Origin of the sequence: Candidatus Nitronereus thalassa (assembly GCF_032191465.1) — a bacterium.
Lineage (GTDB): Bacteria > Nitrospirota > Nitrospiria > Nitrospirales > UBA8639 > Nitronereus > Nitronereus thalassa.
Genome location: NZ_JAQOUE010000001.1, coordinates 441,784 through 464,619 on the forward strand (window position 1 = coordinate 441,784; position 22,836 = coordinate 464,619).

18 protein-coding genes are annotated in these 22,836 nt (G+C 46.4%); 5 read left to right on the forward strand and 13 right to left on the reverse strand.

The genetic code is table 11. The features are described from left to right. Positions 1 to 470: 470 nt before the first annotated feature. The 3 genes from PPG34_RS02190 (at position 471) to PPG34_RS02200 (ending at position 5,567) form a co-directional block, all read left to right on the forward strand. Positions 471 to 2,714, forward strand: a complete 2,244-nt coding sequence (locus PPG34_RS02190; RefSeq protein WP_313831499.1) for an alpha/beta fold hydrolase — start codon at positions 471 to 473, stop codon at positions 2,712 to 2,714. A gap of 281 nt (positions 2,715 to 2,995) precedes the next feature. Further along, positions 2,996 to 5,146 (forward strand): GAF domain-containing protein, encoded by a 2,151-nt coding sequence (locus PPG34_RS02195; RefSeq protein WP_313831500.1) that lies wholly within the window; start codon positions 2,996 to 2,998, stop codon positions 5,144 to 5,146. Between the two features lie 25 nt (positions 5,147 to 5,171). Continuing rightward, positions 5,172 to 5,567, forward strand: coding sequence for a hypothetical protein (locus tag PPG34_RS02200; protein WP_313831501.1), 396 nt, complete (start codon positions 5,172 to 5,174; stop codon positions 5,565 to 5,567). A gap of 45 nt (positions 5,568 to 5,612) precedes the next feature. On the opposite strand, the gene PPG34_RS02205 is transcribed toward PPG34_RS02200, so the two are convergent. From PPG34_RS02205 to PPG34_RS02240, 8 genes are all read right to left on the reverse strand, one after another. Then, positions 5,613 to 6,626, reverse strand: a complete 1,014-nt coding sequence (locus PPG34_RS02205) for a methyltransferase (RefSeq protein ID WP_313831502.1) — start codon at positions 6,624 to 6,626, stop codon at positions 5,613 to 5,615. Between the two features lie 36 nt (positions 6,627 to 6,662). Then, positions 6,663 to 7,103 carry a hypothetical protein gene (locus tag PPG34_RS02210; protein ID WP_313831503.1) on the reverse strand — a complete coding sequence of 147 codons (441 nt, stop codon included), beginning with the start codon at positions 7,101 to 7,103 and terminating at the stop codon, positions 6,663 to 6,665. 15 nt (positions 7,104 to 7,118) lie between these two features. Beyond that, positions 7,119 to 7,919, reverse strand: a complete 801-nt coding sequence (locus tag PPG34_RS02215; RefSeq protein WP_313831504.1) for a tetratricopeptide repeat protein — start codon at positions 7,917 to 7,919, stop codon at positions 7,119 to 7,121. Between the two features lie 52 nt (positions 7,920 to 7,971). Continuing rightward, positions 7,972 to 8,565, reverse strand: coding sequence for an MBL fold metallo-hydrolase (locus PPG34_RS02220; RefSeq protein ID WP_313831505.1), 594 nt, complete (start codon positions 8,563 to 8,565; stop codon positions 7,972 to 7,974). Next, on the reverse strand, positions 8,562 to 8,801 hold the full coding sequence (locus tag PPG34_RS02225; RefSeq protein WP_313831506.1) for a hypothetical protein: 240 nt from the start codon (positions 8,799 to 8,801) through the stop codon (positions 8,562 to 8,564). Before PPG34_RS02225 ends, PPG34_RS02220 begins: the two co-directional genes overlap by 4 nt. Before the next feature lie 96 nt (positions 8,802 to 8,897). Beyond that, the gene (locus PPG34_RS02230; protein ID WP_313831507.1) at positions 8,898 to 9,443 is read right to left on the reverse strand and encodes a peroxiredoxin family protein; all 546 of its coding nucleotides are present in this window, start codon (positions 9,441 to 9,443) and stop codon (positions 8,898 to 8,900) included. A 562-nt stretch (positions 9,444 to 10,005) separates the two neighbouring features. Continuing rightward, positions 10,006 to 11,118: a hypothetical protein gene (locus PPG34_RS02235; RefSeq protein ID WP_313831508.1), complete on the reverse strand. Its 1,113-nt coding sequence runs from the start codon at positions 11,116 to 11,118 to the stop codon at positions 10,006 to 10,008. 302 nt (positions 11,119 to 11,420) lie between these two features. Continuing rightward, a complete protein-coding gene (locus PPG34_RS02240) occupies positions 11,421 to 11,834 on the reverse strand; it encodes a hypothetical protein (protein WP_313831509.1) in 414 nt (137 codons plus the stop codon). A gap of 391 nt (positions 11,835 to 12,225) precedes the next feature. On the opposite strand from PPG34_RS02240, the gene PPG34_RS02245 reads away from it, so the two are divergent. Next, positions 12,226 to 12,501, forward strand: a complete 276-nt coding sequence (locus PPG34_RS02245; RefSeq protein ID WP_313831510.1) for a hypothetical protein — start codon at positions 12,226 to 12,228, stop codon at positions 12,499 to 12,501. Between the two features lie 528 nt (positions 12,502 to 13,029). Then, positions 13,030 to 13,980 (forward strand): universal stress protein, encoded by a 951-nt coding sequence (locus PPG34_RS02250; RefSeq protein WP_313831511.1) that lies wholly within the window; start codon positions 13,030 to 13,032, stop codon positions 13,978 to 13,980. A 55-nt stretch (positions 13,981 to 14,035) separates the two neighbouring features. On the opposite strand, the gene PPG34_RS02255 is transcribed toward PPG34_RS02250, so the two are convergent. The 5 genes from PPG34_RS02255 to PPG34_RS02275 all read right to left on the reverse strand — a co-directional run bounded on the left by PPG34_RS02255 (position 14,036) and on the right by PPG34_RS02275 (position 22,583). Continuing rightward, positions 14,036 to 15,298 carry an MFS transporter gene (locus PPG34_RS02255; protein WP_313831512.1) on the reverse strand — a complete coding sequence of 421 codons (1,263 nt, stop codon included), beginning with the start codon at positions 15,296 to 15,298 and terminating at the stop codon, positions 14,036 to 14,038. Positions 15,299 to 15,454: 156 nt separating this feature from the next. Further along, positions 15,455 to 16,873, reverse strand: coding sequence for an amidophosphoribosyltransferase (purF, locus tag PPG34_RS02260; RefSeq protein ID WP_313831513.1), 1,419 nt, complete (start codon positions 16,871 to 16,873; stop codon positions 15,455 to 15,457). A gap of 104 nt (positions 16,874 to 16,977) precedes the next feature. Beyond that, on the reverse strand, positions 16,978 to 19,236 hold the full coding sequence (gene purL, locus PPG34_RS02265; protein WP_313831514.1) for a phosphoribosylformylglycinamidine synthase subunit PurL: 2,259 nt from the start codon (positions 19,234 to 19,236) through the stop codon (positions 16,978 to 16,980). Positions 19,237 to 19,709: 473 nt separating this feature from the next. Then, complete coding sequence (locus tag PPG34_RS02270; protein WP_313831515.1) at positions 19,710 to 21,338, reverse strand: HEPN domain-containing protein; 1,629 nt, start codon at positions 21,336 to 21,338, stop codon at positions 19,710 to 19,712. Between the two features lie 381 nt (positions 21,339 to 21,719). Continuing rightward, entirely contained in the window at positions 21,720 to 22,583 is an 864-nt protein-coding gene (locus PPG34_RS02275; protein WP_313831516.1) for a hypothetical protein, read from the reverse strand. Positions 22,584 to 22,836: the final 253 nt, after the last annotated feature.

Genomic DNA, 22,836 nt, shown 5'->3' on the forward strand with positions numbered 1-22,836 from the left:
TCATTCTATGCTTGCCTTAATTGGAGTGTCAATAAAATGCCTCTCTGTCAGGGTTTCTGACAAAAGATCGTCAAGATTCGAACTCTGGCGTAATGGATATATGTTCTTCTGCTTTGCCTCGTAGTCCCAACTCCCCGTTTTTTCATTACTTCTTGGATTCTTCCCCTACTGTCTTTTGGTCGAAATTCTTCCATGTTTCATGGCATGGCAGATGCAAAATAACCAACAGCGTTAGGCAATTCCTACCGACCACGAATAATAAGAATAAGGAGAAAACAACATGACGAATCGAGCGCCGTAATTCAAAAGAATTTTAATAAAAATGGCATGAAATGATTTTTTGATCGTGTCCGCAGAGTCGGGCCATGGGGAAAGTCTACCCAAATTACTAAGTAAAATTAATTAGGTAATAAAAATAATCTCTTCTTCAATTTTGGAAAGAAGGATTTCACCAAAGAAAGGATTCATCAATGTCACCCCTCCTCGATAAAAAAACAAACACCATTATTACACCGGAGTTGTCTTTCAGTAAGGAAACCCCCGTTCAATTAGAATTGCATGGATCTTCTTGGCAGGGAAAAATGATCACTTGGTGGAATACAGGGCTATCAATTGTCGTGGATGGGTATATCCCAGTTACCGTTTCCCAAGGAGTCACACTTTCCTTCACCAATCGAAATTCTTTTTTACGTATTTCTGGAAAAGTGAAAAAATTGGATCTATGGGGAAGAAATCAGGAAGAGGAATTTCCCATACTAGGCCAGATGTGTGTACACATTGAATCACCGGATTTAGATGAATTCACTTCATTCAAATTGCGTAGCCTCTTAAAAAAACAGCAACAACAACCTCTTTTTACCCAGATATCATTAAAATTTTGTGCAGAGCAAACTGACGACCCCCTCATCGACGTCTCGCCACAGAAGTCGACCATGGTCAAACCCCCCATAGAATTACCGGAAATAGCCAAAGCTTTTCACCCCAGATTGGAAAGTACTCTGTTTCAATGCCGAAACGGAGCAGGAAAGACCATCATCGGATACCACGATTCACAAGAAAATTCTCACGACAACGCCCCGGTCATTATCCTCGCGCCTGGGTATGGTGAAACCAAACGAGAATATATTACCTTGGCGTATTTTCTTGCCAGTAATGGATTTCATGTGTTGCGTTATGACCATACGGACCATGTAGGAGAAAGCGAGGGCAGTCATGAATATACCAGTCTGACGACGATGAAACAGGATATGCAGGCAATACTCGACTACGCACAACAGCAATGGAAGGGAAATAAAGTCACCTTAGTCGCCACCAGCTTGGCAGGTCGTGTGGCCCTCAAGGTTCTCAGGGAAGGATATCAGATAGACCAACTGATTCTGATTAGTGGAATTGTCGATGTACGGGCCACACTGGCCGCGGTGCATCAGGAAGATCTCATCGGTGACTATTTGGATGGCCATGGCCGCGGAGTGACGAATGTCCTGGGATTTAATGTGGATGGACAGGTTTTCCTAAAGGATACCGTAGAAGGAGGATATAGTGATTTAGCCTCAACAATACTGGATGTCCAGGAAATTAACGCTCCCGTAGTGTGGTTTTCTGCAGAACAAGATGCGTGGATTGACAAGTGTGCTCACCAACAAGTGGTAGAAGCCCTCCCTTCACAACAATGTCGATCTTTCGTGATTCCGGAAGGATTGCATCGCCTTTTGGAAAGTCCCCGCAAAGCAAAAGCAGTTTATCGTCAAATCGTTTTTGCCTGTCAGGAACAATTGGCCTGGCAACCAAAACCCGACGAACTGATTGAACCGTCGCGTAAGGATATTGGGAGACAGAATCGTTTGGAACGCGAAAGAAATCAGACGCGGCGATTTCAGCACGAAGCCGACCATGTAGATTTTTGGTCACACTACTTGGCAAATTTTCATTACATTGCCAACAGTCATGATTATATGGCCGCGTTGGATCATATTTACCATCTCTTAGGTCCTGTTTCGCCAGGCAACCGGGTACTTGATGCCGGATGTGGAAACGGTCATTTTGGTTCATTACTATTCGCCAAAGAATGGACTCGACATCAACGGGAACTCCGATCCAACCAAGAACCAATCTATTATTTCGGTGTGGATTTTGTGGAGACGGCTCTCACGCAAGCCAAGATCCAACTTGCCCAAGTTCTTCGACAAGCCGACGAGGGACATTCGGAGGCCACGGTTCCCTCCAATATTCTTCACCCGAATTTTTATCGACTGGATTTGAATAAACCCCTTCCCTTTCAAGACGAAAGTTTTGATCGAATTATGAGTAACTTAGTGATTGGATACCTTCGGGATCCCGCAGCCAGCATACGTGAATTACTGAGGGTCTTGGCTCCTGGTGGAAAATTGGTGCTAACCAATCTCAAACCCTGCTCCGATTTAACTCAAATTTATCGAAATTTTGTAGACCGCACCACCGTCCGAACTGCCATTCATGAAGCGCGAGAGGTATTAAATAATTCAAGCCATATTCGCCAAGGTGAAAGCGAGGGAGCATTCCAATTTTATTCACAAGAAGAATTTCGCCAGATCTTGTCCTCTTGTGGGGCTGTCAATCCTCAGGTGTTTCCAACCTTTGGAAACCAAGCCTATATTGGGATAATAGAAAAACCTTCATTGGCAATCAACGAGGATATAGCCAGCATCTGGAGTTCCGATGCACTGGTGGCTGCATAAACGGATTAATAATTTGATAGTGAATTAGACCTCCGACGATTTTGTGAAAAACGAAGGGTCGTGATGAGGTGTACAGGCTGCGGCCTGATTCATCACGACCCAACCGAAAAACCCTCATTTTGCGGAGGGGATTTTTATTTGCCCTTGGCACTCTTCATCAAAATAGCTTCCTAGCCAAGCGAAGAAATTTCTTTGCATGTCTTCGTCATTTCTATTACCCTCCTACCCGTGTTTGTCGTGGTACTTTCTATGTTTCTCATCTCTTCCCCCAAGTCACTTCTATGACGCTTTGGGCCCTGAGTGGATTATTGAATGGTCTGGCAGCCACCGGGCTGACGATTTTAGTCTATTCCCGTGATCCGCATGATAGTCGGCACCGAACATTTGGGTACTTCGGTCTCGCCGTTGCCATTTGGAGTTTTGCGTATTTTGGATGGCAGTTGGCCGAAACTCGGGAGGTAGCCTTTTTTCTTGCCAGGATATTTATGATGGGTGCCATTTTTATTCCGGTCACCTATCTTCATCATATTCTCGTCCTTCTTCACCGTGTCGGTCGGCACAAAACGATCCTGCGCGTATCGTATGTTTTGGCGGTCCTTTTTTTAATTGGGAGTATGACCCCAGCCTTTATTGCCGATCTGCAGCCTGCGTTATCGTTTCCATTTTGGCCTCGAGCCGGGTGGTTGTTTCATCCATTCTTAGTCTGGTGGACGCTATTGGCCATATTTCCGATCTATCTCTTGTCTGTTGCCTGCAAACGCGAAATTGGGTCAAAGCGCACGCAATATTTGTACCTACTCTTGGGAACCATCATTGGGTACAGCGGCGGCGCCACAAACTTTCCCCTGTGGTATGACATTCCTCTTCAACCGTTCGGCACCATTTTTACCACGATCTATGTCGCTCTAGTGGCCTATACCCTCCTGCGCCATCGATTAATGGACTTTTCTCTCGCATTGGAAAAAGGAGTGACGTACCTGCTCCTCATGGTTCTCGTGGCGTTACCTGTGTATCCCTTGTTGCTGCTCATGCAAAAAATATTCTGGAATCAAATTAATTTACAGTTTTCATTCCTCTTGTTGGCCTTATTCCTTCTCACGATCATCGGGGCGTATAAAATGAAAATTGGCACGGAAGGGGTTATTTCTCGGGCATTATTTCGAGAACGCCACGAGATGCATAGAACACTCACTAATTTTTCAAAAGCGTTAGTCACCATTCTTGACGTGAGCACTCTTACCCAAGAAATTGTTCGCACCCTGGGACGAACCATGGGGGCCAACACGGTCGTCCTCTATTTGCTGAACCAACAACAGGGCAACTATCGTTTAGCTGCTGAGTTCGGCCAAGCAAGCAGGAATACCCCCATTACTCAAACCCTGGCGCGTGAAAATCTGCTTCCTCAGTATCTCCAGAAAACCAAAGTGGGATTCATGGTGCACGATCTTGAGTCAGACCCCAACCAGGAAACAGCCCAATTGTTGGTATTACTTCGAGAATCCTTTGATGGTGAAGTAATGCTACCCCTCATCAATAAAACCCGGCTCGTTGGGTTTTGCTGCCTAGGGCCTCGAATGGGTTCTGATTCCTATTCTGAGCAAGACTTGGCGATGTTAATGACCTTGGCCCAGGAAGCAGCCCTGGCGTTGGATAACAGCTTACTTTATGAGGAACTTAAAGATTCACAGGCGCAAGCCCATCGAGCTGATCGGCTCCGATCCTTAGAATCCATGGCTGGAGGGCTGGCTCATGAAATCCGTCCGCCTCTTGGTTCGATAAAAGCGTTTGTGACTCAAGTTCCTCAACGCATTCAAGATCCGGAGGTCGTGTCCAAATTGTCAGAAGAGGTGGCGCTTGATGTGGCGAAAATCGAACGATTGATCAAAGAAGTTTTGGATTATGCTCGGCAAACTAAAACGGAATTTCGGCAGGAAGACCTCAATGAAATCGTGGACTCCTGCTTGTGTTTTATCGAAGCCATTCCCACCTCCAAGCCAGTCATGATTGAAAAAACCTTGTCGCCGGTGATTCCCCCCCTGTGGATCGATCGTCAGCAAATCAAGCAAGTCGTGCTGAATATTTTCATGAGTAGCCTGGACATGATGGGTGCAGTAGGAGGAACCATCACGGTAGTGACTCAACCGCGAATGAAATCGGAGCAGGAACTTTGGGCAGAATTGGAGATTACGCTAGCGCGAGGTGGATTACCATTGTCTGACCTTCAAGACGGAGAAGGCGTCTTGTTTGCTCGGGAAGCGACTACCGACAAAAATGTTGAGCGGTCAATGCGGAATGAAGGATTTGGGTTGTCCATTGCCAATCAAATCATTCAGGAACATCAAGGATTTATTGACGTCAAGCCCGGAGTTGGGGCAGATATTTCAATCACGGTGTTGCTGCCAGCCAAATCTCGCACATCGAGGGCAAGCTGATTTATCGTGTTGGGTGAATAATTTCATGGCCCAAAAATCCTCGTCTTCCCTCAAGACCCCACACCTCATGGCCATCCTTTGTTTTGGTATCTTTTCAGGAGCCATGGCGCTGCATTCTATCCCTACCGCCTCCGAAACCATAGAGCCTTCTCGTGGAATATTGTGGAATGCCTTTCAGTATGGGTTGCCGCTACTTATCGGTGGGTTGTGTCTCACAGCGAAACGTTGGGCTTGCATGACAGCAATTATCTATGGAACCATCGGGTTAGCGTTGGATCTTGCCACAATTGTACAAAGCTTGACGGAAGAACCGGTTTCGCCAACATTTCTTGTTATCATTGTCACTACCGCTTTATTAAGCTTTTTTCTCATTGTTCTGGGTGGGAAGTTCTTGTTATCAGAACACAAGTTATCGGTCTAAAACCAAAATATCTGCTTAGAACCCTTCTGAGCACTTTCGATCGTTTCATGATATCTTGGCCTCTAAAATGACTCCATCCCAATCTCCTGTCCCCTTTTTCAATTGAAAATATCGTGTCTTTTTGAAGCCACAGGCTTTGAGCCAGCGCTGGACTTCGTTGGCGCTGTAGGTATTACCCGTGGGTGTATAGAGCAGCATGGTGACCGCAAACAGATTGGTTTCTAGTGTATCAAAGCCTGGCTTGTCCATGAGAAACGTATCTTGGATAAGGATTCGTCCGCCAGGATTGAGCGCTCGTTTCAATTTACGAAATAAGGCTTTGTTTTCTTTTGGCGAAAAAATGTGCAAGACGTTAGACATCCACATTACATCGAATTTACCCGGTACACTGCTTTTGAATAAATCCCCTGGATAGAAAGAAAGTCGTTTGCCATGCCGAAGAGGTTTGGCGATGGTCTTGGCTACTTCCAGTGCAGGCTCACGATCCCAAATTCCAGCTTCAAGCTTGGGATTTTTCGCTAAAAACTCTAGGGCATAGGTTCCAGGGCCTCCACCCACATCTAGTAACGAACTCACCGTTTTGAGATTGAGTTGTGCTGCTACTTGTTTGGCGGATTTGAGAGACCGTTGATGCATGGCCCAGGTAAAGGAACGACGATTTTCCGGATCGTCAGGTCCTTCATTTTCCAAAGGTTTTCCCACACGCACGGAATCCGTGAGGTTGGCCCAGTTTTCCCATTGGTGATGAAGAAGCTCGAGATAGGCGCCTTGGTACTGAGGGCTGTGTTTATTCAGCACCGTCCGGCCAAGTGTTCCCACGCCAAAGGTTTGTCCACGTTTTGTAAGCAACCCGGTTGTTTCTAAATTTCTGAGAACAATCTCAATGCCTCGCTCATTGGCTCTTAATGTTTTTGCCAAGGCCTTGGGTGCCCACCATCGCGAGCCCATGGTGGTGAAAATATCCAAGTCCAAGGCGGTTGCCAGAATTCGAGGTAAACGAAAAGCATACACGGCGTCGCGGAATTCATCCATAGTGCGAATGGAAGATGGAGAAGGCATAGGTAAAATCCTTTTGGAAGAGGAAAGAGTAACGGGTTAGGCTGCCGTAAATTGCTGTTGATAGCGGACAATTAATTGATCAAGTTCTGACAGATTCGCGAGGTTAATGGGGCGTTCAAAAAATACGGCAACATATTCATCAGTCATTTCTGTCCGCTCGGTAAACCCTTCTGCTTTGAGACGAGGCCGATATTTCGACACGACCTGTTGAATATAAAATTTAACCTGTTTCGCAAGCTCATCACTCCCTAGGTCTTCGGGAGTTCCATCGGATAGGAGGCTCTGCATATCTTCCAGCGAATAGCCGGCTTGGCAAATAAGTTGACCCTGTGGTGTGATTTCAAGTTGCCAGTCTTCATCGTCTAACCCTAAGGTTAACGCACCTCCAGCCTCATACTGAACAAACCCAGGATAGGTTTTTTTTAGATGTTTTTGAACTTGATCCCATAGCGGAGAGGTATTCGATGCGTCACTCATGATGTCGATCTTTCCTTATGAATTTGTTTGAGTCTTTTCGGCGAGTCGTTGCTGAATTTTCGCAAGACGCTGTGAGTTTTCTTCAAGTTTCGGTAATCCATATTTTCGATCAACACGAATGACGCGATGCAATAACCGCGCGGCTTCCTCATCATGGCCGGAGGCTTCATGACATCCTGCTAAGGTATACCAAGCCCCCCCCATTCGAAGTTCGTCACGTAATCGTTCGGCAATGGCCAAGCTTGTGTTTGCACAAGCCATGGCATCATCAAGGCGGTTCCAGGCTAAATACATGCGCGCCAGCATTTTATAAACATCCGCCTGCCCTGCATGATTGCCTACACGGTTCATGAGGGTAATCGATTGGGAATAATACTCCAAGGCTTGATCAAACTCTTTGGTTTCTTTGGCCACAAGTCCCAAGTCAGAGAGGAGCACGGCCTTGGCTCTATCATCCTTATAGAGGTTCATGATATCGAGCGCTTCTAGGTAATAAGCGCGTCCGCGTTCCCATTCCCCAGCATCGACATGCAAATTGCCAAGATTAGCCAATGTCGAACTAATACCCCGATCATCGCCAAGAAGTTTTTGAAGCACCAAGACTTCTTGGTAGTAATTATTGGCCTGTTCACGTTGCCCGCTGACGGCGCAAATATTTCCCAAATTTCCCAAGGTGGCGACCATTGCTCGTTGATCCCCGCTTTTTCGATCAGCTTCCAAGGCTTTGACATAACACTGATAGGCCTCCGTATAAAAGCCACGAGAAAAATGCTGATTGCCTTGGTCGTTGAGTTGGGCTGAATGAGATGGCCGCATGGAAAAAATGAGGAATGGTGATTGACACGAAAGGTCAAAAAAAATCAGCGGACTACTGCAATGCTTGTTTGACTATGGGTTTGGCTCCCGTCAAGATTGAAACACCGTCCCCAACTAACATGGAATCAAAATTATATTTCAAGAGACGCCGGAGTCCTTCTTTAGCCTTGGCCGCGTCTGTGTATTTCTCAGCCGGCAACATGCACACTGAACCTGCAGGCTTTCCTAGCAGGGCATCTCCGACAATCAATACGCCCTTTCCTTGTTGGATAAATAACGCGGATTCTCCTTTGGATTTTTGATCGGCAAGGTGAATGGCCCAGATGCCACCAGGTAAAAGTTCTTGGTCACGGTATACTTCGTCAGGAGTCACATTCATTTCCGATGCATCGCTTTCCGGAACGTACAGCCGACATTGAAATTCTTTTTGATACGCCGCAGCTTCACGCTCATGATCGCGGTTGGTCAAAAGGATGTAATCAAGTTGTCCACTATGTTTGACCTGAGCAATTTCTGAAGAAGTCATTGGAGGAGGGTCGACAAGAATACGGTGTTCGCCAACGTGGAGGAAGTGGCCGTTAAAATCAATCTGCTTCTCTTCAGAAAACCACGACCACTCCGAGATTCCCGGCAGTAACCCTTTCATAGGGCCGCAATTTCTTTTTTAAGCATGGACGTCACTTTGGTGAGAATATCCTCTTCCGTTGGAATATCAAGAATGTCGTCTTCAGGTACGGTAATAAACTTTCGGTTAGAACCTTTCGTGAGTGAGATGAGAAAAAGACTATTGGAAGGAGTGGTCGGAATCACCACTTCGACATTAGGATCAATGCCGGAAATGACCTCAAGAAATTTCGCCTTGCCTTCTTCAAAATCTTCCATTCCTTTTATTCAATCCTTTCACTATTCATAACAAAATACGAAAGTATTATCCTGGGAACTTTTGTCCATCTGCAAATTCACCGTCAAGCCAAATGTCTATAAACTTCCGGAACTAGTGGATGGAACTGGTCCTAACAATTTATTCACCTCGTCTAAAATGATCTTATGATCGGCTAAATCCATATTTCCGACCCTCTGCCACCGAATCACGCCTTGTTGATCCAGAATGTAGACGTTAGGAATAAAGCGTCCTCCTCCATATAAGCGATCCGTGACTTGATCAGGGTCGATGAGATAGGGATAGGTCACCTTCAGGGGAAACATTCCCATAAATTCAAGAATATCAGCCTTGGAATCCCCGGAGGAATTGACGCCCACTACCGCCACGTTTTTTCCTTGTGTCGCTTCGTGAACCTTTTGCAAATTGGTACTTTGAATGAGGCAAGGTTCACAAATATGAAAAAGACCCAGAACTACGACTTTTCCCTTCAAGTCATTTAAAGACACTTGTTGCCCTGCCACAGAGGTAAGGGAAAATAACGGAGCTATCTCTCCGACTTTGAAAAATCCTTTAGCCCAACTTGTACCCCCTATTGCCAGGAAGCCGATCATGAGACCGATCAAAACATATCGACGATTCATAGCGTCCTCCACCTAGGTTAAATGGTCGATGAGAATACCCAACAACCTGAACAGATCTTAACATACGATTTTGGAAGGGAGCAATTTACATGGGGGTAGTTATTTGAAAAGGAAAAGAATCAGGGGTTTTCCTAGCTTATTGCAAGAAAGGCAATGCCCATACTGGCATGTTTTATTGAGTTGGTTTGGCATTGCGTTCCCGATGATATTCGTCATAATTCTGTGTCTCGGGACATTCCCTTCCAGGTTCAAGGTGACACTGCTGGTCTCCCCAATTTTGAAAAATATCGTAAACAGTTCGTTTGACTGTATCGACGCTGCATCCTTGGCACATCAATATGACCATGAAATAAAAAACGCACCAATGAATTTTCATTTTCTCTTTTTTCTTGCAGTGAACAAGGAAAACAATATAGCCAGTGACCCGAATGTTGCACCTATAATACCTCAGAAAATAGGAAATTCTTTCCCGGGGGGGCTTGCAATTCTGTGAGGTGCCACAGAGATCAGAATTTTTATTAAAAAATGCTTCTTTCAGTTCTCCACATGAACCAATCTTTTTTTAATACCCAGGAAAACCCGGAACGAACGGAAGGAGAATGGACACAGCAATCAAAATAATAATAATCCATTCTAATACTTCCATTCTCTGGTTTCCGGTTTGATCGGACAATTTTTCGTAAATATTTTCAATGGTGTTGAGTTTTCTTAGGATACTGGAATCCCACCCTTCAAGATGAAAACGCTTGGAGGTCATACGATACACACGAGCGAGATATTGATCCCCTAACAGTTTAAGTGAATTAGTGACGCGTTCAAACAAAATGGCCCCATCGACCTGTAGTTGAGCAATGCGACGAAGATCGGTTTTATAAAACCCTGGCCAAAATGATTTTGCCCCGGCCTTTCGTGTCAGGGTTTCATAGGCTTCGTCCAAGGCATCATCTAATTGTTGGTCAAGGTAGCGTCGCTCAAGTAGCTGCACATTGGCAAATTCCAGTACCGCCAAGACATCGGCCATCTCCGTGCCAAATATCACCGCACCATTCCAGTCAATGACGGTAAGATCCTGAACGCCAAAAGAAATATGACTGGAATTCGAATCCTGTACTTCTTCTAGGGATAAAGTTTCATGTTCGGATCGGAGCAATTGAGCCATCTCTTGGGCATAAGTCTGTTGTAATTCCTGAGGACTGAGGTTGGGTGTGAATTTTTCAAAATGCCAAATAGTATAGTCCTCAACAAAAGGCGAGATGTGGTATTTTTCAATGGCATTGGAAAACGTGGCGGTGATGTGTTGAACCAAATCTTGAGCCCCTTTTAGGAGCAAAGCATTTTCGAATAAGGCCTCGCTTAGTGATTGAAAACGGGAGAAGGGCCCTTGTAAGGGGATGCGAAAGTGAACCGACACAGCTCCAAAATCGTAGAGAACCACCTCGACCTTAGAGGAGGTCGTCCATTGGCCAATGGAAATGGGAGGTACTTCTTGAGTCACTCTCAGGGGTAAGGGCCGGTAGTCAAAGTACTCTGGTTCGGCACGCGTGCGTTGGATCCGAAGGCGTTCTTTGGTTGATACAATCTGCTTGTCAGCTAGATCTAAATCGATCCCAGCACCAATGTCATAGGAAAATATGGCGAAACATGTGCCTTGTTCAATTGTTACGCTATTATTCAATTTCAGGTTTCCAAAAATTGTTTATAAGGCGAATTTATAATGTCCCTAGCAGAACTTGCAGTTTTGGGAAAGCCTTCAACTGTCTTCCAAACTCTTTTAGCTCGTACCCAAAACCCTCTAAACAACAGCACTACTGCTCTAGTCGAAGATCAGAAGAACCAAAAGGATGGCAAAATTTGGATAGATACCACCAGAGTCAATACAGCGAATCAAAAAAGATGTCCCAAACGACTTTAAGCAAGGTATACATTCAATATTCTTATTCTCCTCTGCCAGATCAGGATTGAGAAATTTTTTTCCCGTCACTTTGTCCCGAGGGTTTTGGCGGCTTTTTTTACATCTTTTTGATTGACCCACAGAACGGCTCCACACCGCCCTGCGCCACCTCGCACAGCTGCTGTCGCCCGGATGTTGATTTTGGCTTTTGCAAGCTTTGCGGCATGTGGGGCAAAGGCCCCGACCTGATCCTTTTCATCGATTATAAAACATGCTTTAGGGCCCTTGATGTTCCATTTGGCTTGTTCTGCAGCAGCAGTAAACTTGGCAGGGTCAACTGGTACAAAATCGATTTGGGCTTTTCCATTTTTCGGAAATGCCAGAAAGGCCAACAGGTTTACCTTGGATTTTTTTAAATGCTCTAATCTCTTGATGCCTTGTCCAGCTTTGTGGGGAACCTTCATTTTGTAATACTGCGCTAGGTGTACGGAATTGGACATGGGGACCTCCTCGGATTTGGAAAGCTGTAGTGTCTCGGAAGATGGTGTGGCTGACTTTGCCAAAAATATTCCGGTCTGGTTGCTTCGAGAATGTGTCGCATGAGACTTGTATCATGTTTTTTGATCTTTTCAAAATGCAGGGCAATTACCTGAAAATTATGCGGTACATTTTGGGACAGCAACAAGATGGACACATACCTATGAACTAGAATGACAAGGCAGGTCCTTATCAAAATGGTGCAATCAGGGGACGGAAATATGGTACAGTTTTTCATGGTTCGGGTTTCAATTTTCTCGACGTCTTTAATAAAATGAATAGAAGGGCTAGTTGCTTTGACGGCATTCATTGGTTTTTGCGTTAACCGTTCATTCTAACCACATGGGTGACATCATGAACTTGCATCAACGTGGCGCGGAACTCGTTAATCAATTGAAGGCCCTTGTGTTGGAGGCTCTGTTGAGTCATCCCGAGGGTGGAGTTGGCAACCAGGGAGTTTCCCAACGCGAAATTGCTCGGCGAGCGGGGCTCCATAACATTGGGACAGTGGAGTTAGATCGTACCTGCCATGAAATGTTGAGTTTGCTACGGAAGGATGGAAAAGTGGAGCCCCTTGCCGAAACCAATCGGACCGACGAAGAAGTTCACTGGAGACTCTCTCAAAATTGAATATCTTTTTTTCTTAGAGGGAAGACCTTAGAGGTAGACAGTTTAGTTTTGATTAACAGGTTTGATCAATGGGAGAAAAGCATTCTAACTTAAAAAGTCTTCACAAAAATATTACCAAGACTCCAATTTCAAAGGCGATGCGTAGTATTCCGGCCAACTGCTCCACGAAGCCACGAAAGACATGAGTCGGTTGATCGTTGGGAAAATCATTCTAACGCAACTTGAATTCTTCTTTCCGAAAAGGCATAGGCCCGGACCCACTATTCCAAAAACTTTCGTCCATAGCTAATCATCTTATCCGAAATTGTTGGAATAGTGCGGGCAATGACATCCACGCATTCACTACATTATTCCTCACCGAATCGAACCCTCTGTCCAGGAAAAGGAACAAGAGGAGCACATGGGGCGTTCTGACTTCTTGGCCATTCTTTACCTACCCTTGTTTAATTTGACAGGTCACCAACAAATACCAAAAATAATTAATCTAGTGTTGATGGAGGTGTTTTAAATGACTCGGAAAGGAACAGCATGAAAATTCTCTGGAGTGTGGACTTTTCGCGTGATTCGAAGGCAGCAATCCGATGTTTATCGGGTGTAGATTTTCCGAAAGGATCAGAAGGGTTATTGCTACATGTGATCTCGAAAAACGAAGAACTTCGAAGGTTGGGACATATTTCTGACTTCGCGATAAATTTGAGCCAACTTCAACAGAAGACCATTGAGCGTGTTCACCGAAACCTGAAAAAACTGGCCGATCGATTTTTGCCGTCAACGCTTTCACGATCCATTCTAGTGAGAGAAGGCAATCCGGGAAAAGAGATTTTAACCGTTCTCAATAAAGAACACCTTGATTTGGCGGTATTGGGTACACGAGGGGTTACCGGAATCAATCGTTTCCTGCTTGGCAGTGTGAGCGATTGGATTCTCCAAGAGGCCCCCTGCCCAGTACTTATCGCCCGAGGAGCTGGACGGAAAGAAAAGCGTGGCATGCGAATCGTCCTGGCCACGGATGGTTCTAGTAAGACTGAGATCGCAGTAGAGTTTATCAACCAGTTATCTTTCCCCCCCAACTCAGAGATTGTCCTCTTTCATGTCATCGAGCCAATCGACTATACGATAGTGCAAGATGATTATCGAACCTTAGGTCTCGGGCCTTCTGGTCTCCAGGAATTACAAAAATTAGTCAAGGAAGTTCACGGGCGACGAAAAAAATCCCAAGAATCCCTCTTGAAGCAGACCAAAAAAAGTCTAACCCTACGCAAGGGAAAAGTGGAACATATTGCCGTGGGGTATGCTGCCGAGGAAATTGTCAAAGCTGCCTATCGATTTCGGGCAGACTTGGTCGTCATAGGCTCTAGGGGGCTCACCGGCGTGAAGCGAACCTTGCTCGGAAGCGTCTCCAGTCGTGTGGTGCGCCATGCGCCATGCTCCGTCCTGGTTGTACGAAAAAATGAAAAGTCAAAAAGAGTACGAATCTAAAGATTGCTGGGCTTTTCAAAATTTCAAGAAAAAGGCAGGTATGCCATAATTTTTGTTACGCAGCTTGCTGTAGCTTACTTGCTTGAGGTTCGGTAAACCCGCGGAGCAGTCCTCCAATGACGATGGCGCGTAAGAATCCTGAGACTAAGAAAACCAAAGGGAGACTCGTGGTCAAAGAAATTTGTAAGATGGGCACGACGGCTTGGCTTGGTAAAGTGACAGCCAACCAACTGCCGGCCATAGCGCCAATAAACCATCCCAAGGCATTCGCCGTATTATAGACTGCCACGCCCATTGCCCGATCTTCGCGTGGCACCGCATGAAACACAAAATTCTGTAACCCCAGCGCCATCCCACTCCACAACACCCCGCCAAAGAAATTGATTGCCACCAAGTAGGGCACGCCGGTATGGAACAAATACAGCATCGGTAAAAATGGCACGAAGATCCCACACCAGCGGATCAGGGCCTTGGTTCCATATTGATCACTCAATCGTCCCCACAAGGGAAACGTGAGAATTTGTCCTAGGACTCCTGAAGCCAGCCAGAATGTATATTCCAGGTAACTCCAGTGCAGATCTTGTAACAGGTAAATCACGAAGTATGGACCGGCAATCAATACCGCTGCATGAAGGGAGCCGGAAAACAGAAGAAATTTTCCGAAATTTTGGCTGTGGATCCATTGCTTTGAGGGCAAGAGCGAAATATCAAGTTTGGGGAGAGCGGGAACCACGCTTTCATCCACTCGAGCCAACGACAAAGCCGAAGCGGCTCGTGCGGCTGCGGCAAAGAAAAAGAGTATGCCAAAACCGATAAGGGGCCGGCCTAGGCCCTCAACCCAATGCAACAACACCCCTCCTCCAACTAATGCCAGAAATTGTGTCATCGTCATAACGCGTGCGCGCCGACTAAAATAAGATCCCCATTGATGAGAATGCACCAAATCGGTCATGAGACTATTCCAGGCAGGAATGACCAGGTGCCCCATAGTGAAATACGCCACCGCACAACCAATGACCAGCCACGCCCCGATTTCAGGGAAGACCCACGGTAAAGCCAACAATGGTCCCCACATACACATTTGGGCGACCATGCCCGTGAGAATGACCGGCCGACGTGCCTGGAGTCGATTGAGTAACCAGACGGAAAGGAACTGGGCCCATACGCCTAGTGTTTGGGGAATGGCCGATAAAAGTCCAATTTGAAACGGGGAAGCATGAAAGATCAACGCAAAAGCTGAGAGGTACGATTCGCCTCCGCCTTGAGAAAGGGCATAAAAGAAGGCATCCCGTAAGCCATAGCGTTGTCCCCGTTTCATTCCAGGGTGTGATGAGAGATGGTCGTTCATATTTAGGAAAATAAAATAGAGTTAATCAGCATATGTCTGCACGATAGTAATGAAGGGAATACAGCTCGTACGCTTAACCGTGGTGATAAAATAACATTCCAAAGGAAGAGGCTATTTTGGGGGCGGCTAACGTGGAGACGTGTTTACATCAAACAAGCCAAGTTGGATTTCTTCAGCCTTGGTGAAGGGAATGGGGTATTGATCGGTGAAGCAGGCATGGCAGTAGTGGTCGTTCCGGCCTGGGGCAGCATTCAACATTCCTTCGAGACTTAAATACGCGAGACTGTCAGCGGTAATGTATTTTCGAATTTCTTCAATGTTATGACTGGACCCGATCAGTTCTTTTTGGGTCGGCGTATCGATCCCATAAAAACAGGGCGCGATCGTGGGCGGTGAACTGATCCGCATATGAATTTCCTTGGCCCCGGCGTTTCGCAACATTTTCACGATTTTCCGGCTGGTGGTTCCCCGCACGATGGAATCATCCACCACGACCACCCGCTTTCCTTCAAGCACATCCGGCACGGCATTGAGCTTGAGTTTGACCCCAAAATGCCGAATCGACTGTTCAGGCTCAATAAACGTTCGCCCAATATAATGGTTACGGGTTAACCCGATTTCAAACGGTATTCCGGCACCCTCCGAAAATCCCAAGGCCGCGGGCACTCCAGAGTCCGGGACGGGAATGACAATATCCGCCGGGACCATGGCTTCTTTAGCCAATTGCCGGCCCAACGCCTTCCGCACAGGGTAAACCGCATAATTGCCAAATATCTTTGAATCAGGTCTGGCAAAATAGACATATTCAAACACGCATTTGGCCGGAGTTTCCGGCACAATAAATGGGTGGTGGGAGGTCAACCCTTGGTCATTGACCACGATCACTTCGCCCGGTTCCACTTCGCGCACGAATTCAGCCCCAATTAAATCAAAGGCACAGGTTTCCGACGCCACGATCCAGGCATCTTTATAACGACCCAGGCAAAGAGGACGAAATCCATAGGGATCCCGTGCCGCCACCATCTCATGCTCCGTCAGTAAGGCGAGTGAATAGGCGCCTCGGACCAGAGAGAGGGCTTCGATGAGTCGGTTGAGGAAGCTCTCCCCTTTGGAATGAGCAATCAGATGCACGATGACTTCGCTATCGGAGTCGGATTGAAAGATGGAACCATAGGCTTCGAGTTCACTTCGCAGAACGGAGGCATTGGTGAGATTCCCATTATGCGCCAGCGCCAAATGCCCAAAAGCATAGTTAACGGTCAGGGGTTGAATATTTCGATGATTGCTTTCCCCGGCGGTGGAATACCGATTATGCCCTATGGCTTTCGTCCCCTTTAACCGACGAATCTCTTTTTTCGTAAAAATATCCGCTACCAATCCCATCCCTTTTTCCACGTTGAAATTGTGGCCATCGGTCGACACAATCCCCGAGCTTTCCTGCCCACGATGCTGGAGCGCATACAAACCCAAATAGGTCAGATTCGCCGCTTCCTTATGACCATAAATCCCAAAAACGGCGCATTCATCATGAAATTTATCAGGCATAATAAGTTCCGTGGGATCGGGATTCATTGAAAGGGAATTGGGAGAGGTTATGTGATTTTTCATAGTTCCATAATTTTAAGTTCGACTTGAACTTAACTTTAAATTTAGTCGTGAAGCTTGTGTTCTAAGCTGCTATTCCAAAGATCAAATAAATCAGTGACGGGCAAGTGAAGGCTGCATCCAGGAGTTGACCGCCCACCAGTTACCGCAATATCTAAGTCGACCCCACCAACTTCTCCCACATCCATGGCAGGAACCTCTCGTTCCTGACAGAAAGACAACACCTGTTTCGAATGTTCGGGGGAAATAGAAAGTACCACACGGGAGGGGCTTTCTCCAAAAAGCAGCGCATCCAATCGCTGCCCATCCGACTCCAGCTGAATTTTTCCACCCAAGGCTTTCCCGTCAACGACTTGAGGAGAGAAGCAACATTCGGCAAGTGTAACAGCCAGGCCTCCATCCGAACAATCATGCGCGGATTGAACCCACCCTTGGTGAATCATGGCCAGCAAGCAATCGTGAAGAGCTTTTTCCGTTTCCAAATTAAGCCAAGGCGGACTCCCCTGCTCCCGATAATGTACGATTTTCAGATACTCCGTTCCACCTAAATCTTCCTTGGTTTCCCCCAGCACAATAACGCGATCCCCAGGGTTCTTAAACCATTGGGTCGTGGCATGTTCCGCAGGCTCGATAAGCCCAACCATCCCGATAACGGGGGTGGGATAAATCGATAGCCCATTGGTCTCGTTGTACAGGCTTACGTTGCCGCTCACGACAGGAATGTGAAAGGCACGGCAGGCATCCGAAATGCCTTCGACGGCAAGCACAAACTGCCACATAATGTCCGGCCGTTCGGGGTTCCCAAAGTTCAGACAATCCGTTACACCAATAGGTTGAGCGCCAGAACACACCAAATTGCGAGCCGCTTCGGCAATAGCTAAGGTGCCGCCCATGTAAGGATTGAGCAGGCAATACCGGCTGTTACCATCGGTGGTCATGGCCAAGGCCTTGTTTGTGCCTTTAATTCGTACGACTGCTGCATCCGAACCAGGACGAACGATGGTATTAATCCCCACCATATGGTCGTATTGCCGATACACCCAGGACTTGCTGGCGATCGTAGGAGATTCTAAAAGGGAACGCAGAACAGTCTCGGGGTCTTTTACATCAGGCAGATTGTCAAAAGAGTAGGATTGCAAGACGTCTTGATATTCTGGTGGCTTTATCGGGCGCTCATATTTTGGGCTTTCGTCGGCTAAGGCCTTCGCGGGAATTTCAGCGACCACCGTTCCATGCTCCTTTAAACGCACAAAACCGTCATCGGTCACCTTCCCGACTACTGCCGCATCAATGCCCCATTTTTTGCAAATTGCCAGGACTTGATCTTCTTTTCCCGCCTTAGCCACCAGCAACATGCGCTCTTGGGATTCCGAAAGCATGAGTTCGTACGGGGTTATGTTAGGTTCGCGCCTGGGGACATTCGCCAGTTCCAGTTCAATACCCGTCCCAGCCCTTGAGGCCATTTCACAGGAAGAACTCGTCAATCCAGCCGCCCCCATATCCTGGATACCTGCCAAAATATCTTTATCCAAGAATTCCAGACAGGCTTCGAGCAAGAGTTTTTCCAAAAAGGGATCGCCCACCTGGACATTCGGCCGTTTCTTCTCCGAAGCGTCATCAAAACTGTCCGAGGCCATGGTGGCCCCATGGATGCCATCGCGCCCAGTTTTGGCGCCGATATACAACACGGGATTGCCGACTCCTTCGGCGGCACCTCGCAGCAGTTGATCTGTTTTCACAATGCCCAGGCAAAACACATTCACCAGCGGGTTTTTGCCATAAATATCGTTAAACACAATTTCGCCGCCGACCGTGGGCACGCCAATACAATTGCCATACCAGGAAATGCCGGAGATCACGCCTTTGAGTAAATGCCGGTTTTTTGCCTGATCCAGCTCGCCGAATCGAAGAGAATCCAGAAGCGCAATGGGTCTGGCGCCCATCGTGAAAATGTCGCGGAGAATACCCCCGACTCCGGTGGCCGCTCCCTGAAATGGTTCGATGAACGACGGATGGTTGTGGGATTCCATTTTAAACACAGCGCAAAGTCCATCCCCGATATCCACTGCTCCGGCATTTTCCCCTGGTCCTTGGATCACGCGCTCCCCTTCTGTGGGAAATCGCTTAAGATGAATCCGAGAACTCTTGTACGAGCAATGCTCGCTCCACATCACGGAAAAGACACCTAGCTCGGTGAGATTCGGCTCGCGTCCAAGATGTTTGAGGATCTGCTGATACTCTTCATCCGACAGGCCGTGCTGTTGAATCACCTCTGGCGTAATGTCAGTCGAAGAGCGCTGCATGGATTAGAAAATTAAAGTGAAGCTTTAGATGGCTGTTTGGTCTTTAATGGCCGATTTTCTTAAACTTATTCCCCTCCTTTGTAAGGAGGGGTTAGGGGAGGTAGAAAACTTCTAACTCATGAGAGCAGATCATACACGTTCCGAAGAAAAAAAGAAAAGATGTTGATTATATGTGGGGTTTCGTCCCCACACGACGAGTCCCTTTTGTTTCGGCAAAAGGGACCAAAACCATTTCCGCCCGTGCGCGGCCCTACGGGTGTCTGGACTACCACCACGAATCAAGGTGGCTCAGAAACTCGCGAATTCTATCCTGAGTCTTACCGGAGGACTCAAACAGTATTCGCCTAAAGAGGTAAGATTCGTGGCGGCGGCCCAGCCGCGCCCAACGCGGGGCGACCTGGGGTCACCATAATTTTTGCACTCAAAAATTTTCAACCAAAGGATTGATCTAAAAGGTAAATCGCCTAGGCGTCTCACATTAGGGCCAGCTTTTTGGACCTGTCTGGGTCCTCAATAAGATCATTATGTTCTTCATATAATTTTCTCAGCGTAGACAGGGCAATCTCTAAACATTCATTTCTTTTTTGAACTGCATCCTCATGTGATATTTCTATTACCCCATGCACAATCTGGCTTCTATAGTTATAGAATTTCACGATTTTCTTCTGTAAACCTAACCTATCCTTTGGCAAGTCCTTTAGAAGTTTCGAAATTGAGATAGATATTCTAAAACTTAACTCGTCATTACCTCCAAATAGGTTTTCCCACGCTATAACAGCGTCCACGAATCCATCAATGGGATTTGTGCGTTCATTGATTGCAGAAAGGATTCGCCGAATAGCTATTCTTATTGTCTCATCATTTGACGAATTTATAGTCGAAGACCAATGCTTTAGTGACTCCGATGACCCTGCGCTTAATAGATAGTGCTGCACTGGCGACCTTAGTTTGTTTGACCAAGATATGTTTGTGCCAAGACTTATGGGATCAACAATAAGTGTCCAAGCAGGCGTAATGCCTACTGGTGGGTTCCTCTCTAATGCCAAGGCAAATGTCAAACTCAAGTTTTCTTGAGTTTTTTCTAGTTCACTCCTCGCTTGTCTAAATTCAGGTGGCCATGTCAGCTTCTCATCTGCACTTGGCTGTAAAAAATCAACTTTGTATTGATACTCAGATTCTAGAATGAATCCTAAGGATACATTTTCTTCAGATAGAACAGACGGTCTAGCTGCTGAAGGTACAAGGTCCAGAATTTCTGAATTATATCCTCTTATTTTACCCCACTCGATATCTAGAGAATCTAGACTTTTCAAACCCACGTTATGAAATCCAATAAATACGGGAACCCTAATCGTTTTCCCATCAGCAACATCTCGAACCATATTTATAACTTCTTCAATCGGAGGTAAAAGAGCCTCTTTTGATATGGTTCCACGTAGCTGCATGAGCTCAAATGCATTTGAGATTAGCGTTTCCGGGAAGCCCGATAGCTGAAAACTACCACCGCGACCAGTAGATGAACTATAATACCCAATTGTCTCCATATCATTCTTACCAATTTTTGAGAATATTTTTTTCAATGAATCATCTTTTAATATTTCCTTAAATAGCTCATAACGAGCAGGTAATTTATATAATGCAGACCCTATCCGGAAAAAAGGATTTGCAAAATAAGAACTGTTAGACGGTGGTTTTATTAAAAATAGTGGATATATTTCGAACGCAAGGCAGGAGACTAAATAAGCAACTCTGTCTTTGCTCTCAATTGTAAGTGATTCCCCACCCAAATGCTCTCGCCATAAATTAAACAAGTGCCTCTGCCCTTCAAAAAGATCAGAAAAACTATGCATAATGGGGAAATCGACATCGCCTTGATCAATAGACTGCATCCTTAACTGGCGACAAATTCGAATATAGTCTTTAAGAACCACTGGTTGGTTTCCATCCAATTCAAAATTTCCATTGATTAGATCCTGGGCGTCTTGATTATTTATATTTAGTATGTATGCAATAATCTGATGCCCCATATTCTTCACAAATAGTGGGATCTCCACACTGCTCATTGTATCTTCCTCTTGGTTGTTAGGTGAATTCGTCATCATTTCTCCCTCTGTGCAGTATATCTGACCAATATCAAACCATCTAGGCAATGACTTCTTAAATAAATACATTGGGTGCGGCGGAGCTGGAGTGCCGAATCGACTTTTCGGCGAGGGCTGTTTGAGTGGAGAGGTGGCTTTGCACCTCGGAGCGAGTTCCCGAGCCATTGTGATTTGGTACGGAAGCGGAGGAACCCGGAAGAGAATGGTACGCTTTTTCGCAATTCTCTGGAGGGACGCGCACGGGCAAAAATGGTTTTGGGTCCTTTTGCCGAAACAAAAGGACCTCGTCGGCGGGGGCGAAACCCCGCTATAATAAAATCCTGGATCCCCGATAAAGAACGTCGGGGATGACCGATTGGGAAGATGAGAAAGGAGAGAGATTTACTTCGGATTTATCCCAATGATATAGGCGATCCAGGCGGTTTCTGGCTCTGCTTTTTTGACTCGTCGGTAGGTTTCTGTGCCTTTGCCTGTTTTTTTGTCGGTGCCTTCCCAGAGAAAGTGCACATCCTCGAACCCGGCTTCCCGCATGAGTTCCATGACTTCGGGCATGGTCCATAGTCGCCAGTCGTAGACAAAGGCATTGCGCATTTCACTGCCATCTTGAAAGGCATAGTGAATGCGGCAGGTGTAATAATGCGTGGCGGGGTCGAAGACATCCTGATCCCAGATAAAGGTGAAATTGCCGATTCCATCGTTGTCGCGATTTTTCACTCTCCGGGGCTCTTCTTGCATGACAAAGCATTGACTCCCCCCCCAAATGTCCACCATGAACATGCCACCAGGACAGAGAGACTGCTTGGCTCGTTTAAAATATTGGAGCAAGGTCGGTCGTTCTTTAAACACCATATAGCTGAAATTCATGGCGACTGTTAATTGTGCCTCCGAGGGATGATGATTTAGCACGTTCCCATTCACGAGATTGAGACGTTGTTGTTGATTGGGAGTCAGGCATGACACATTATGCTTGATGCCCCAATTGAGGGTAGGCCAATCCAAGTCCACGCCCATTGCATGGTTATCACGATGGGCTGTGACGAAATGGGAGGCCAAGGCCGCCGTTCCGCAAAAGTCCTCGCGAAAATGTCGAAGGGTTTGCCCGGTATATTTTTTGTAATGATAGGAGAAAAATGGAATGTCGCTCTCCGGGCCTTGGACACTTTTTTGATACAACACATGACGGTCTGCGAGTTTGGCCATCTTCAAACGACGACCTGATGGTGTGGCTTTTCGTTTAGTCAACATACCCTCTTTGTTTCTTTTTAATAGTGAATGGGTGGTCCTTTGCTGCTTATGGCAACGGGTGGCATCATACGGAAAGAAGGTTGCCAGTTTCTAGAGGAATGATGCCTTAACTGTAAATTTCTTTTGCGAGATGAAGTTGTCCGTTAGTTCTGAGTCACTTATAATCGAGACGAGTGAGGTTTTTCGCGAGTCTTTCAATTTTCAAGATTCGACCCAAGCAAAGTCTCAACCTCTGCTTGATGAAACCTTCACA